9 protein-coding genes and 1 pseudogene are annotated in these 13992 nt (G+C 70.6%); 2 read left to right on the forward strand and 8 right to left on the reverse strand.

Going from position 1 to position 13992, the window contains the following annotated elements:
• The 7 genes and pseudogenes from ACWD3D_RS10450 to ACWD3D_RS10480 all read right to left on the reverse strand — a co-directional run.
• A pseudogene (locus ACWD3D_RS10450) lies at positions 1-94 on the reverse strand (DnaB-like helicase N-terminal domain-containing protein); the annotation flags it as partial.
• Between the two features lie 35 nt (positions 95-129).
• Positions 130-1869 (reverse strand): carbohydrate-binding module family 20 domain-containing protein, encoded by a 1740-nt coding sequence (locus tag ACWD3D_RS10455; protein WP_451460494.1) that lies wholly within the window; start codon positions 1867-1869, stop codon positions 130-132.
• 486 nt (positions 1870-2355) lie between these two features.
• Positions 2356-3432: a LacI family DNA-binding transcriptional regulator gene (locus tag ACWD3D_RS10460; RefSeq protein ID WP_451460495.1), complete on the reverse strand. Its 1077-nt coding sequence runs from the start codon at positions 3430-3432 to the stop codon at positions 2356-2358.
• Entirely contained in the window at positions 3417-5093 is a 1677-nt protein-coding gene (locus ACWD3D_RS10465; RefSeq protein WP_451460496.1) for a glycoside hydrolase family 13 protein, read from the reverse strand. The genes ACWD3D_RS10460 and ACWD3D_RS10465 overlap by 16 nt, the downstream gene beginning before the upstream one ends.
• A 129-nt stretch (positions 5094-5222) precedes the next feature.
• Positions 5223-6101, reverse strand: a complete 879-nt coding sequence (locus ACWD3D_RS10470; RefSeq protein WP_451460497.1) for a sugar ABC transporter permease — start codon at positions 6099-6101, stop codon at positions 5223-5225.
• Complete coding sequence (locus tag ACWD3D_RS10475) at positions 6098-7111, reverse strand: carbohydrate ABC transporter permease (RefSeq protein WP_451460498.1); 1014 nt, start codon at positions 7109-7111, stop codon at positions 6098-6100. The genes ACWD3D_RS10470 and ACWD3D_RS10475 overlap by 4 nt, the downstream gene beginning before the upstream one ends.
• Before the next feature lie 19 nt (positions 7112-7130).
• Entirely contained in the window at positions 7131-8405 is a 1275-nt protein-coding gene (locus tag ACWD3D_RS10480) for an extracellular solute-binding protein (protein WP_451460499.1), read from the reverse strand.
• Positions 8406-8777: 372 nt separating this feature from the next.
• Between ACWD3D_RS10480 and ACWD3D_RS10485 the strand changes: the two genes are divergently transcribed.
• Positions 8778-9800, forward strand: a complete 1023-nt coding sequence (locus tag ACWD3D_RS10485) for a LacI family DNA-binding transcriptional regulator (RefSeq protein ID WP_451460500.1) — start codon at positions 8778-8780, stop codon at positions 9798-9800.
• Between the two features lie 108 nt (positions 9801-9908).
• Positions 9909-10931 carry a phosphatase PAP2 family protein gene (locus ACWD3D_RS10490; protein ID WP_451460501.1) on the forward strand — a complete coding sequence of 341 codons (1023 nt, stop codon included), beginning with the start codon at positions 9909-9911 and terminating at the stop codon, positions 10929-10931.
• A 36-nt stretch (positions 10932-10967) separates the two neighbouring features.
• Here the strand turns inward: ACWD3D_RS10490 and ACWD3D_RS10495 are convergent, their stop codons facing one another.
• Complete coding sequence (locus tag ACWD3D_RS10495) at positions 10968-13982, reverse strand: bifunctional [glutamine synthetase] adenylyltransferase/[glutamine synthetase]-adenylyl-L-tyrosine phosphorylase (RefSeq protein WP_451460502.1); 3015 nt, start codon at positions 13980-13982, stop codon at positions 10968-10970.
• Positions 13983-13992 lie beyond the last annotated feature (10 nt).

The following is a 13992-nucleotide window of genomic DNA, read 5'->3' on the forward strand; positions in this document are numbered from 1 at the left end:
CGACCGTGATCGGGTCGGCCGGCTCGCCCTTGGCGTAGAGATCGAGAATGGCCGTGTAGACGGTCTCGTGGGCGGGGCGGTAGAAGTCGTGCCCCGTCGAGCGCTCTCTCCCGGCCCGCCCCTGGTCGGTCAGCTGCGCCAGACGTCGCTGGTCAGCGAGATCTTTCCGGTGGCGGGCACGGTGGCGGTGCGGTTGGCGCCGCTCTCCCAGGTGACGTTCCCGGCGGCGTCCTTGCGGAGGTACTTGTACTCGAAGGAGGTGCCGGCGGCGAGGGCCACGTCGAGCTTCCAGACGGGGTACGTCGCCGGGTCGAGCTTCAGGGCGCTGTTCGGGTCCCAGTTGCCGAGGGCCGACTGGTTGCCGGTGACGTAGATGTTCTGGCCGAGCGAGGTGGTGGCGTTGACGCCGAAGGTGGCCCCGGAGGTGGTGGTGCCGGTTCCGGGGTCCGTGCCGGTGCCCGTACCGGTGCCCGTACCGGTGCAGGTGCGGGCGTTGACGTGCAGGGCGAGCGCGGTGTCGGCGCCGAGGGTGGCGGTGAACTGGCCGGAGGAGTTGACCGTCACGGCGTTGCCGGTCTGCACGTCGCAGTAGGCGCCGGCGGGCAGCCCGGTCTGGAAGGTCCGGGTCAGCGAGGAGGACTCGTGGTTGATCGCGACGTACGCCTTGGCACCGCGGCCGAAGGCGATCTGGTCGGCGCCGTTGTCCCACCAGTTGGTGACGGCCTCACCGCGCGCGGTGTTGCGGAAGGCGACCATGGAGGAGATCTGCGGCCAGGCGTGCTGGCACTTCCAGCCGTCGGTGTAGCAGGCGTTCACCTGGCCGCCGTTGGGCGGGCCCGCGTCGTTGTCGCTGAACTCGTAGCCGGAGTGCACGTCCGGGGAGCCGTACGGGTAGGCCAGCATGAAGACGTTGGCCAGCGTGTAGGAGGCGCCCGCCTTGTAGTTGAGGGTGTCGCCGCCGCGCTCGGTGTCGTGGTTGTCGACGAAGACCGCCGAGGAGCCGGAGGCCATGAAGCCCCAGCCCTCGCCGTAGTTCTTGAGGTTGGCGAGATTCTCGTTGAGGAAGGTCTGCTTGAGGCCGCGGGCGTAGCGGAACTCCTGGACGTCTCCGGTGCCGGTGTACTCGGAGGGCTGGACGGCCTCCCCGGCCCCGTAGATGGCCTCCTGCTTCCAGTAGGCGTTCGGGTTGGTCAGCCGGGACTTGATGTTGGCGAGGTCGGCGGCCGGCATGTGCTTGGCCGCGTCGATCCGGAACCCGTCGACGCCCAGCGAGAGCAGGTCGTTCATGTACCCGGCGATCTTGCCGCGTACGTACTCCTCGCCGGTGTCCAGGTCGGCGAGGCCCACGAGTTCGCAGTTCTGCACGTTGGCGCGGTCGCCGTAGTTGCTGATCTGCGACTGGCAGTCGTTCATGTCGTTGACCGAGTAGAGGCCCGGGTAGTCGTACTTGGTGTACGAGGACCCGCCGGTGCCGGTGCCCGACCCCGCCGACATGTGGTTGATGACGGTGTCGGCGACGACCTTCACCCCGGCGTTGTGGCAGGTGGTGACCATGTTCGCGAAGGCGGTGCGGTCGCCGAGCCGGCCCGCGATCTTGTAGCTGACCGGCTGGTAGGAGGTCCACCACTGGCTGCCCTGGATGTGCTCCATGGGCGGGGAGACCTGGACGTATCCGTAGCCGGCCGGGCCGAGGGTGCTGGTGCACGCCTGCGCCACGGAGGCGAACTTCCACTCGAACAGGACGGCGGTGACGTCCTTGGTGCCCGGCGTGGCGGCCTGGGCGGCCGTGGCCCCGACGCCTGCGGGGACGACCAGCGTGGCGACTCCGGCCGCGAGGGCGAGAGCGGCGGACAGCGGTCTGCGTGCCATGTCTTTCCTCCTGCTGTGGGGGAAACGCGGGTGACCGAGCAGCCTCACGTGACAACGCGCCGTGCCGGAAGGCTCTTGAATGTTCTTGCAGCAAGACTGGAAACCCTGCTGCAGCGCAGACCGTACGAGCCCGTCAGGCCGGGGTCAATACTTTGGACATGACCCGCTCACATCCACGAAATGCTGGATTTTCCTGCCTGCAAGGACTTACGCAAAATATTGCGAGCCTGTTACGTTCTTGGTGACTCCGGTCCGGCCGGCCGGGGGTCCGCGCTCCGGCGCAGGGCCCCACGCGCCCGGCCGGCCGGGCCGGTCGACGCGAAGAGAGGCACCGGGAGTCACACTCCCCGCCGGCCCAACCCTGGGCCGACTCCCGGCGCCTCTCCTCCGCGCCCGCGGGACCCTCACCGGGTCGCACCGCCACGCATGGGGGCCTGTACGGCCCCCGTGCGGCACGCGACCCCCCTCCGGCCGCGTGCCGCCCGTCTATGCCTCCCGTACCGCCCGGAGGGTTCGGCGCGCCGCGGTCGAGCCGCGTACGACCAGCTCCGGCTGGAACACGTACTCCGTGCGCTGCACGGGGCTTCCGGCGATCTCCTCCAGCAGTGCCCCCACCGCGGCGGCGGCCATCGCCTGCACCGGCTGGCGCACGGTGGTCAGCGGCGGGTCGGTGAAGGCGATCAGCTGCGAGTCGTCGAAGCCGACCACGGAGACGTCGCGCGGGACCTCCAGGCCCCTCCCCCGGGCCGCGCGCACCACGCCCAGCGCCATCAGGTCGCTGCCGCAGACGATGCCCGTGCATCCCTGGTCGAGGAGCGCGCCGGCCGCGACCTGGCCGCCCTCCACGCCGAACAGCGTGGAGCAGACGAGGAGTTCGGCCTCGTCGCGGGTCATCCCCAGCGTGCGGACCGCCACGTCGAGGAACCCGTCCCGCTTGCGGCGGGAGGGCACGTAACGCTGCGGCCCGATCGCCAGGCCGATCTTGCGGTGGCCGAGGGCGGCGAGGTGACCGACGGCCATCCGCACGGCGGCGGCGTCGTCCGGCGAGACGAACGGGGCGCTGATGCGCTCGTTGTACCCGTTGATCAGGACGAACGGTACGCCGCGCTCGGCGAGTTCGGCGTACCGCGCCGGGTCCGCCGACAGGTCGGCGTGCAGACCGGACAGGAAGACGATGCCGCCGACGCCACGCTCGACGAGCTGTTCGACCAGCTCGTCCTCGGTGGCGCCGCCCGGCAGCTGGGTGCAGAGCACGGGGGTGTAGCCGTGCCCGGCGAGGACCTGCTCGACCGACTGCGCGAAGGCCGGGAAGATCGGGTTGACGAGTTCAGGTGTCACCAGCCCGATCAGCCCGGCGCTGCGCTGGCGCAGCCGCACGGGACGTTCGTAACCGAGGATGTCCAGCGCCGCCAGCACCCGCTGCCGGGTGCTGTCGGCGACGCCCGGTTTGCCGTTGAGCACCCGGCTGACGGTGGCCTCGCTCACCGCGGCCTGCCCGGCGATGTCGGAGAGCCGCAGCGCCGAGCCGGTCCGGGGTGCGGGGACGGTCACACCGTCCACCACACCGTGGTGTCGGCGGGAACCTCGGCCGTGCCGCCCTCGACGGTGACCGGGGCGCTGGAGACCAGCACCGTGCCGGGGGCGGGGACCCGCACCGGGGCGCCGGTCGTGTTCACGGTGCAGACGAAGCCGGGGCGGGCGAAGGCGAGGACGCCCTCGGCGCCGTCCAGCCACTCCACGTCGCTGCCGGCGCCGAGACCCGGCAGCTCGCGGCGGGCCGCGATGGCGGTGCGGTACAGCTCCAGGGTGGAGCCCTCCACGCCGCTCTGCGCCTCGATGGACAGCTCGCCCCAGCCCTCGGGCTGCGGGAGCCAGCTGCCGCCGTCGCCGAAGCCGTAGCTGCTGCCCTCGCGGGTCCACGGGATCGGGACGCGGCAGCCGTCGCGGTAGCCGTCCTGGCCGTCGGCGCGGAAGAACGACGGGTCCTGGCGGGCCTCGTCGGGCAGGTCCGTGACGTCCGGCAGGCCGAGCTCCTCGCCCTGGTAGACGTAGGCGGAGCCGGGCAGCGCCAGCATCAGCAGGGTCGCGGCGCGGGCGCGGCGCAGGCCCATCTCGCGGTCGCCGGCGGTACGGATCTGGGTGCCCAGGCCCGGCTCGTTGGCGAAGCGGGTGGCGTGCCGGGTGACGTCGTGGTTGGAGAGCACCCAGGTGGTGGGGGCGCCGACCGGACGCATCGCGGCGAGCGAGGAGTCGATGACGGTACGCAGCGCGGCGGCGTCCCAGTCGGTCGACAGGTACTGGAAGTTGAACGCCTGGTGCATCTCGTCGGGGCGCACGTAGTTGGCGGTGCGCTCGACGGTCGGGGTCCATGCCTCGGCGACGGCGATGCGCTCGCCCGGGTACTCGTCGAGGATGGTGCGCCAGCTGCGGTAGATGGCGTGCACGCCGTCCTGGTCGAAGAACGGCATGACGTCGTTGCCGAGCAGCTTGAGCTGGTCGTGCGAGCCGAGGTCCGGCAGGCCCTCGGCCTTGACCAGGCCGTGCGCGACGTCGACACGGAAGCCGTCGACGCCCATGTCGAGCCAGAACCGCAGGATCGAGCGGAACTCGTCGGCGACGGCCGGGTGCTCCCAGTTGAAGTCGGGCTGCTCGGGCGCGAAGAGGTGGAGGTACCACTCGCCCGGGGTGCCGTCCGCGTTCGTGGTCCGGGTCCATGCCGGGCCGCCGAAGATGGACTCCCAGTCGTTCGGCGGGAGTTCGCCGTTCTCACCCTTGCCGGCGCGGAAGTGGTAGCGCTCGCGCAGGGCGGAGCCGGGGCCCTCGGCCAGCGCGCGCTTGAACCACTCGTGCTGGTCGGAGGAGTGGTTGGGGACCAGGTCGACGATGATGCGCAGGTCCAGGGCGTGGGCCTCGCGGATGAGGGCGTCGGCGTCCAGGAGGTTGCCGAACATCGGGTCGATGGCCCGGTAGTCGGCGACGTCGTAACCGGCGTCGGCCTGCGGGGAGGCGTAGAAGGGGCTCAGCCAGACGGCGTCGACACCGAGGTCGCGGAGGTACGGGAGCCGCGCGGTGACGCCCGCGAGATCGCCCATGCCGTCACCGTTGCCGTCGGCGAAGCTCCGTGGATAGACCTGGTAGATCACCGCATCCTGCCACCAGCCGGTGCGGTTGCCCGGGGCGTCGTCGGACGTGCCGGTGGAGGGGGCAGCGAGGTGCTGGGTCATGTCGTCCCTGGGGTGTCTGGTGGGGAGCGGCGCCGGTCCCGGTCGTGGGGGGTCCGGCGCCGCCGTGACGAATGCGGGTGGGTGACGGTTCGGCGGTGCCCGCGGGTCAGGGTCGGGCACCGCTTCCGGTCAGCCCTTGACTGCTCCGGCCGACATTCCGGTGACCAGGTGCTTCTGCGCGAACAGGAAGACCAGGGCGGCCGGGATGGCGATCAGGACCGACGCGGCGGTCATGGGGCCCCACTGGGCTCCGTACTGGTTGACGAACTTCTGCAGTCCGCCGGCGAGCGTGAGGTTCTCGTCACCGACCATGAACGCGGAGGCGTACGCGACCTCGCCCCAGGCGGTGATGAAGGAGTAGAACGCGGTGACCGCGAGGCCCGGCTTGGCCAGCGGCAGCACGAGCCGCCAGAACGTGCCGAACGGGGTCAGGCCGTCGACCTGTCCGGACTCGTCGATCTCGCGGGGGATCGTGTCGAAGAAGCCCTTCATCATCCAGGCGCAGAACGGCACCGAGATGGTGAGGTAGGTGATCACGAGGCCGGCGGGCTGGTTGAGCAGTCCGAGGGCCGCCATGATGTTGTAGATCGGCACGATCAGGACGGCGACCGGGAACATCTGCGTGATCAGCAGGGTCCACATCAGTCCGCGCTTGCCGGGGAAGCGGAAGCGGCTGACCGCGTAGCCGGTGGTGGCGGAGACGAAGACGCCGAGGACCGTGGAGAGACCCGCGACGAGCACCGAGTTGCCGAACCAGGTGACGAACTCGGTGTCCTTGATCAGGTTGGTGTAGTTGACGAACGTCGTCTCCTTGAAGAAGTCCGTCGTCGTCGCGTACTTGGCCGGCTTGAGCGAGGTCAGCAGGACCCAGAGCACCGGGAAGACCGCGATCACCGAAGTGATGATCAGCGTGACGTGCAGCGCCACGGAGGCGAGCGGAGAACGCTGCCCGCGCAGGCGCGGGGTGCGCGCCGCCCGGCGCCCTCGGGTGGGGGTGAGGGTGGTCACCAGACATCTCCCTGCTTGCGGAGCACTCGCCGGTAGACCGCGGCGAAGATCATGAGGAGGACGAGGATCAGCACGCCCCACGTGGAGGACTGCGCGAAGTCGCGCGGGCTGATCTCAAAGGAGAACTTGTACGCCTGGGTGACGAGGATCTGGGTCGACTCACCGGGGCCGCCCCGCGTGAGCAGGAAGATCACCGGGAACATGTTGAAGGTCCAGATCGTGGAGAGCAGGACCACCGTCGTGGAGACCGGAGCGAGCCCCGGCACGGTGATGTGCCGGAAACGCTGCCAGGCGGTGGCGCCGTCCATCTCGGCCGCTTCGTACTGCTCCGCGGGTATGGACTGCAGACCGCCGAGCAGGGCGACCATCATGAAGGGGACGCCGAGCCAGACGTTGACGGCGATCACGGAGAACTTCGCCCAGGTGGGGTCGTTCAGCCAGGGGACGCCGTCGATGCCGACACCGCCGAGCATCGCGTTGAGGATGCCGCGCTCGTCGTTGAAGAGGAAGCGCCAGGCGAAGACGGAAACGAAGCCGGGCACGGCCCAGGGAAGGATCAGGGCCATGCGGTAGGCGGAGCGGCCGACGATGCGCCGGTTCAGGATGTTGGCGAGCGCCATGCCGAGGCAGAACGTGATGCTCACGCAGGCGATCGTCCACACCAGTGTCCAGCCGAGCGTGGACATGAACTCGCCGCCGGTGAGCGCGTCCTTGTAGTTGTCCAGGCCGACGAACTTGTAGGTCGCGGGGATCTCGTTGACGCCGATGGAACGCGCCACGTTGCGCTCATTGGCGTCGGTCAGCGACAACCAGATGCCGCGGACCAGCGGGTAGCCGATGATCACGCCGATGACGAGCACCACCGGGGCCACCATGACCCAGGCGTACCAGTGCGTGGACAGAGAGCGCCGGAGCTTGCCCGGCGTCGGGGTACCAGTAGCGCGGCTCCGGCCGCGGGCGACGTCGTCGCCCGCGGCCTTTGCCACCGACTGGCTGGTGTGGACAGCCATCAGTCGGCCAACCTTCCTGTTACTTCCAGCCCTTGAGGAGCTTGCGGTACGCGTCGCCGCTGTCCTTCGCGGCCTTCTCCGGAGTGGTCTGGCCGGTGAGGACCTCGGTGTACTGCGTGACCAGCGGGGCGAAGAGGCTGCCACCCTCGGGGATCCACGGGCGCTCGACCGAGGTCTCGACGACCGGCTTGAAGAAGTTCACGATCTCGCTGTCGACGGCTTCCTTGCGGGCGTACGCCGAGGTGCGGGTCGGGAGCAGGTTCAGCTCACCGGCGGCCGTGGCCTGGGCGTCGACGGAGGTCATGTAGTCGACGAAGGCGTAGGAGGCGTCGAGGTTCTTCGAGCCCGCGTACACCGCGAGGTTGTGACCGCCCTGCGGGGCGCCCTGGGCGACGGAGCCGGCCGGGACGTTGGTGATGCCGAGGTTGGCGGCGTCCTTGAACTGGTCGCCGGTCAGCGTGTCGGCCACGGCCCACGGGCCGTTGATCATCATGGCGACGTCGCCGGACTTGAACGACTGCATCATGTTGTCCCAGCCGTCCGTGGCGTCCGTCTTCGCGGCACCGGAGTCGACCAGGTCCTTGACGACCTTGAACGCCTTGACGGCCTCGGGGCTGTCGATCTTGACGGTCTTGGAGTCGGCGTCGACCAGGTCGCCGCCCTCGCCGTACAGGAAGGAGAGGAAGTAGTACGCGTCGTCGCCGCGGAGGTAGAGGCCGGTCTTGCCGGTCTTCTTCTTGATGGCGGCGGAGGCGGTCTTCAACTCGGCGATCGTGGTCGGGACCTCGACACCGGCCTTCGCGAACATCGCCTTGTTGTAGAAGATGCCCATCGAGTCGATGACCTGCGGCACGGCGTACGTCTTGCCGTCGTACTTGGTCGACGCGACGGCCTGCTTGAGGAAGTCGCCCTGGTCCCGGAGGGCCGGGGTTCCGTCGAGCGGGGCGAGGTAGCCGAGGTTCGCGAAGTCCGGGGTCCAGGCGACCTCGGAGCGGATCACGTCGGGGGCGCCGGTGCCGGCCTGGGCCGCGTTCTTGAACTTGTTCTGGGCGTCACCGAAGGGCACGTTGACGTACTTGACGTCGACCTTGGGGTGCAGCTTCTCAAAGCCTTCGGCGATCTTCTTGAAGACCTTGTCCTCACTGCCGACGCTGGAGGTGTCCCACCAGGTGACCGTGCCGGAGAGCTCGCCCGAGCTCTTGCTGCTGCTGCCGGTCTTGTCGTCGCTTCCGCACGCGGTCGCCGCGAGCGCCAGGGCCGCGACCAGGACGGTGGCCGTTATGCCACGTCGCATGTGAACTCCTTCAACTGCCGTACCGCTCCGTCGCGGCGCCGGGTCGTCCAGGAACGTAACAAGGATGAAAGAAGTCCGAAAGACCTTGCGGAACTTTTCTGCAAGACGCGGCGATCGTTACATGCGCGTGTCCTCAAGGTTGCCGTCGTGATGCTTGACGCGGGGTGCATACCCCTGCTGTCGCAGGTCACACACGGGGTCCGATTGATGTGACCATCCGACTGCAAGGTGCGCAGAGGTGACCGCAAGGCCTTGCAAGATGTTGCCGGAGCCGCCCCTGCGTGGCACCGGGGCCAGGTGCGGAAGGTGCCTGAGCGGCTGAAACCCGGGCCCTGTGGGCAATCCGGGGGGCGCCCGGTACAGTCCCCTTTCATGACCGCACGGCTTGCCGATATCGCAACTCAGGCGGGGGTCAGCGAAGCGACGGTCAGCCGGGTCCTGAACGGCAAACCCGGTGTAGCGGCGGCCACCCGCGAATCCGTCCTCGCGGCACTCGACGTCCTCGGGTACGAACGCCCCGTACGCCTGCGCCGGCGCAGCGCCGGGCTGGTCGGCCTGATCACGCCCGAGCTGGAGAACCCGATCTTCCCGGCGCTGGCCCAGGTGATCGGCCAGGCGCTTACCCGGCAGGGGTACACCCCCGTGCTGGCGACCCAGACCCCCGGCGGTTCCACCGAGGACGAGCTGACCGAGATGCTGGTCGACCGGGGTGTCTCCGGCATCATCTTCGTCTCCGGACTGCACGCCGACACCTCGGCGGACATGGGCCGTTACGAACAGTTGCGGGCACAGGGCGTTCCGTTCGTCCTCGTCAACGGCTTCTCCGCGAAGGTCCAGGCGCCGTTCATCTCGCCGGACGACCGTGCGGCGATGCGGCTGGCGGTGACGCATCTGGTGTCGCTCGGCCACACCCGGATCGGCCTCGCCGTCGGTCCCAAGCGCTTCGTCCCGGTGCTCCGCAAGATCGAGGGCTTCCACGCGACGATGGGCGAGGAGCTCGGCCTGGGCGAGGAGCAGGTGGAGGAGCTGATCCAACACTCCCTGTACACCCTGGAGGGCGGCCAGGCGGCTGCCACGGCCCTGATGGAACGCGGCTGCACCGCGGTGGTCTGCGCGAGCGACATGATGGCGCTGGGCGCGATCCGGGCGGCCCGCCGGCTTTCGCGGCAGGTGCCGCGCGATCTCTCGGTGGTCGGTTACGACGATTCGCCGCTCATAGCCTTCACGGACCCGCCGCTGACGACCATCCGGCAGCCGGTGACCGCCATGGGCCAGGCCGCCGTACGGACGTTGCTGGAGGAGATCGGCGGTACGCCCGCCCCGCACAGCGAGTTCGTCTTCATGCCCGAACTCGTGGTGCGCGGTTCGACCGCGGCGGGGCCCGGCCCCTCCTGACACCCTCCCGATGATGGCATTCTCCTCCGCAGGGTGCAGGACGTGCGGCCGGAACCCGACCGGAGGATGATCGGGCGGTGGGGGACGTATCTGGCAGACTCTGTGCCCATGGGTGATTCTCAGGTGAGTACACAGGAAGGCCCGTCGGTGGCCTGTCCGTCACCCACCAAGGACAAGACGGACAGCACGGGCGATCGAGGTCGAAAAGGTCTGACGGCGCGACTGCGTGGCACGCGGTCACCGCGCCGGCCACGTCTGTGGTTCGAAGTCCTTCTGATCGGGGTCAGTTACTGGCTCTACTCGCTGGTGCGCAACGCCGTCCCGGAACAGCGGACGGCCGCACTGCGGAACGCCGACTGGGTCTGGTCCTTCGAGAACACCCTCGGTGCGGGCTTCGAACACAGCGTCAACCACGCTGTGAACTCGGTGACATGGCTCATCGTGTCGATGAACTACTACTACGCGACGCTGCACTTCGTCGTCACCATCGGGGTCCTGGTGTGGCTGTTCCGCAGTCACCCGGGCCGTTACGCGGCGACCAGACTGGTCCTCTTCGCGACCACGGGCGTCGCGCTGCTGGGCTACTACCTGATCCCGCTGGCGCCACCCCGGCTCCTGCCCGGCGGCCACTTCGTCGACACGGTCCTGGTGCACCACACCTGGGGCTCGATGGCCTCGGGCAACCTCAAGAACATGTCGAACCAGTACGCGGCGATGCCGTCGATGCACATCGGCTGGTCGCTCTGGTGCGGGCTGACGATCTTCGCGCTCGCCTCGGTGCCGTGGGCCCGGGTGCTGGGACTGCTCTACCCCGTCGCCACCCTCGTGGTGATCGTGTCGACGGCCAACCACTTCTGGCTGGACGCGGTGGGCGGCGTGGTGTGCCTGAGCTTCGGCTTCGCCGTCGCGTACGTCGTGTACGGCACGCTCCCCCACCGCCTGGCCCGCCGGGTCGAGCCACCGCGCACGCCCTTGCGGACCCGGCTCGTGGGGCTCGGTACGGCCCGGGGCGCGGGCGCCGCGACCCGTACCGGGCGGCGGACCCCGGTCTCCTCGGACCAGGCCGTCCCCGCGCCCGCCGCGAGCCGTACGCCCGCCACGGAGACCCCGGGAGCACCGGGGCGGCGCTGAGGCGGTGCCTCCGGGCTCCCTCGGGGTGTCAGGGCCTCACGCCCCGTAGAACCGCTCGTCCACCACGGCGCGCGCCCGGCGCGTGATGCGCCGGTAGTCGTCGAGCATGGTCCCCGCGTTGCCGGGTTCGTAGCCGAGGTAGCGGCCGACCGCGGCGAGCTCGCGGGGGCTGGAGGGGAAGGTGTCCCCCGGGCGCCCGCGGACCAGCATCACGGCGTTGCGGACCCGGGTGGCAAGGACCCAGGCCTCGTCCAGCACGGCGGCCTCGTCGACCGGGATCAGACCGGCCGACGAGGCCGCCGCCAGTGCCTCGCGGGTCCGGGTGGTGCGCAGTCCCGGCTCGGCCCACCCGTGCTGCATCTGCATCAGCTGCACCGTCCACTCCACGTCGCTGAGGCCGCCCCGGCCGAGCTTGGTGTGGAGGGTGGGGTCGGCGCCGCGCGGCAGGCGTTCGGACTCCATCCGGGCCTTGAGGCGGCGGATCTCGCGCACCGCGTCGTCACCGAGCCCCTCCGCCGGGTAGCGGAACGGGTCGATCAGCTCGATGAAGTCGCGGCCGAGGTCCTCGTCGCCGGCCACCGGTTCCGCGCGCAGCAGTGCCTGGCTCTCCCAGACGAGCGACCAGCGCCGGTAGTACGCCTCGTACGACTTGAGGGAGCGGACCATGGGGCCGCTCTTGCCCTCGGGCCGCAGGTCGGCGTCGATCAGCAGCGGCGGGTCGGCGGTGGGCAGCTGGAGGAGCCTGCGCATTTCGGCGATCACCGTGTTGGCGGCGCGGGCGGCCTCCTCGTCGCTCACCCCCTCGCGCGGGGCGTGCACGAAGAGCACGTCGGCGTCGGAGCCGTAGCCGAGCTCGTGGCCGCCGAAGCGGCCCATCCCGATGACCGCGAACCGGGTCGGCAGGGTGTCGCCCCACTGGGCGCGGACGGCGGCGCGCAGGGCGCCGGCCAGGGTGGCCGCGTTGAGGTCGGTGACGGCGGAGCCGATCCGGTCGGCGAGGGCCCCGTGGTCGGGTTCGGCGGGGCTCTCCTCGGTGCCGTAACTGCCGATGAGGTCGGCCGCCGTGGTGCGGAAGAGTTCGCGCCGGCGTACGCCGCGTACGACGGCGACCGCGGACTCCGCGTCGGGCGCCCGGCCGACGGCGGCCAGCACTTCCTGGTCCAGGTTCTCCCGGGTGCGCGGGGCGAGACCGCCCGGGTCACCGAGGATGGCGACCGCTTCCGGGGCCCGCATCAGCAGGTCCGGGGCGAGCCGCCCGGCGGACAGCACACGGGCGAGGTTCTCGGCCGCCGCGCCCTCGTCACGCAGCAGCCGCAGGTACCAGGGGGTGCGGCCGAGCGCGTCGGAGACCTGGCGGAAGCCGAGGAGACCGGCGTCCGGGTCGGCGGAGTCGGCGAACCAGCCGAGCAGCACCGGCAGCAGCGTCCGCTGGATCGCGGCCTTGCGGGAGACCCCGGAGGAGAGGGCCTCCAGGTGCCGGAGGGCGGCGGTGGGGTCCGCGTATCCGAGGGCTTCGAGGCGGGTGCCGGCCGCCTTGGCGGAAAGCCGGCTCTCGCCGGGCGCGAGCTGGGCGACGGCGTCCAGCAGCGGCCGGTAGAAGAGCTTCTCGTGCAGCTTGCGGACGACCGAGGCGTGCCTCTTCCACGCCCGGTTCAGCTCGGTCACCGGGTCGGTGCGCAGCCCCAGCGAACGGCCGAGCCGCCGCAGATCGGCCTCGCCCTCGGGCACGAGGTGGGTGCGGCGCAGCCGGTAGAGCTGGATGCGGTGCTCCATGAGGCGCAGGAAGCGGTACGCGTCGTCGAGCTGGGCTGCGTCCGCGCGGCCCACGTAACCGCCCTCGGCGAGCGCCCGCAGCGCCTCCAGGGTGGTGCCGCTGTGCAGGGAGGCGTCGCTGCGGCCGTGCACCAGCTGGAGCAGCTGTACGGCGAACTCGACGTCGCGCAGTCCGCCGGGTCCGAGCTTCAGCTCCCGGTCGACCCGGTCGGCGGGGATGTTGTCGACGACCCTGCGGCGCATCTTCTGCACGTCCGGGACGAAGTTCTCCCGGTCGGCGGCGTGCCACACCAGGGGGGCGACGGCGTCCACGTACGCGGCCCCCAGCTCCGGGTCACCGGCCACCGGGCGGGCCTTGAGCAGCGCCTGGAACTCCCAGGTCTTGGCCCAGCGCTGGTAGTAGGCGAGGTGGGAGGAGAGGGTGCGTACCAGCGGGCCGTTGCGGCCCTCGGGGCGGAGGTTCGCGTCGACGGGCCAGATGGTGCCCTCGACGGTGGTGTCGGAGCAGATCCGCATCATGTGGGAGGCCAGCCGGCCTGCCGCCCGCACGGCGGCCGTCTCGTTCTCGGCGGTGGCGCCCGCGTCGACGGGTTCACCGACGAAGATGACGTCGACGTCGGAGACGTAGTTCAGCTCGTGGCCGCCGCACTTGCCCATCGCGATGACGGCGAGCCGGCAGAGCGCCGCGTCCTCGGGGGCCGCGGTACGCGCGATGGCGAGCGCCGCCCGCAGGGTGGCCGTCGCGAGGTCGGCCAGCTCGGCGGCGGTCTGGGCGAGATCGGTGGTGCCGCAGACGTCCCTGGCCGCTATGGCCAGCAGGCACCGGCGGTAGCCGACGCGCAGCGAGTCGGGGTCCGTGGCCTCGGCGAGGCAGCGCTCGAACTCGGGCACCCCGGGGTGGAGGTCGGCCGCCTCGTAGGTGACCAGCTCTTTCCAGTCGTCCGGGTGGCGGGCGAGATGGTCGCCGAGGGCCTCGGAGGCGCCGAGGACGCCGAGCAGCCTGTCCCGGAGCGGTTTGGCGGTCACCAGGGTGTCGAGCAGCAGCCGCTGCTCGTCCTCCGCCTGCGCCTCCACGATGCGTACGAGGCCCCGCAGCGCCAGGTCCGGGTCCGCGGAGGCGCCGAGCGCCTCCACCAGGACCGGGTCCGACCGCACCGCCGTGAGCGCGGGCAGTTGCAGCAGCCGCTCCGCGCCCGAGGGGTCGGTGAAGCCGTGGCGCAGCAGCCTGCTGAACGTGCTGCTCCTGCGCCCCGGATTCGGTACCGGCACCGTCGTCATACCGTGCTCT

The sequence above is a fragment of the Streptomyces sp. NPDC002690 genome, from assembly GCF_053592415.1.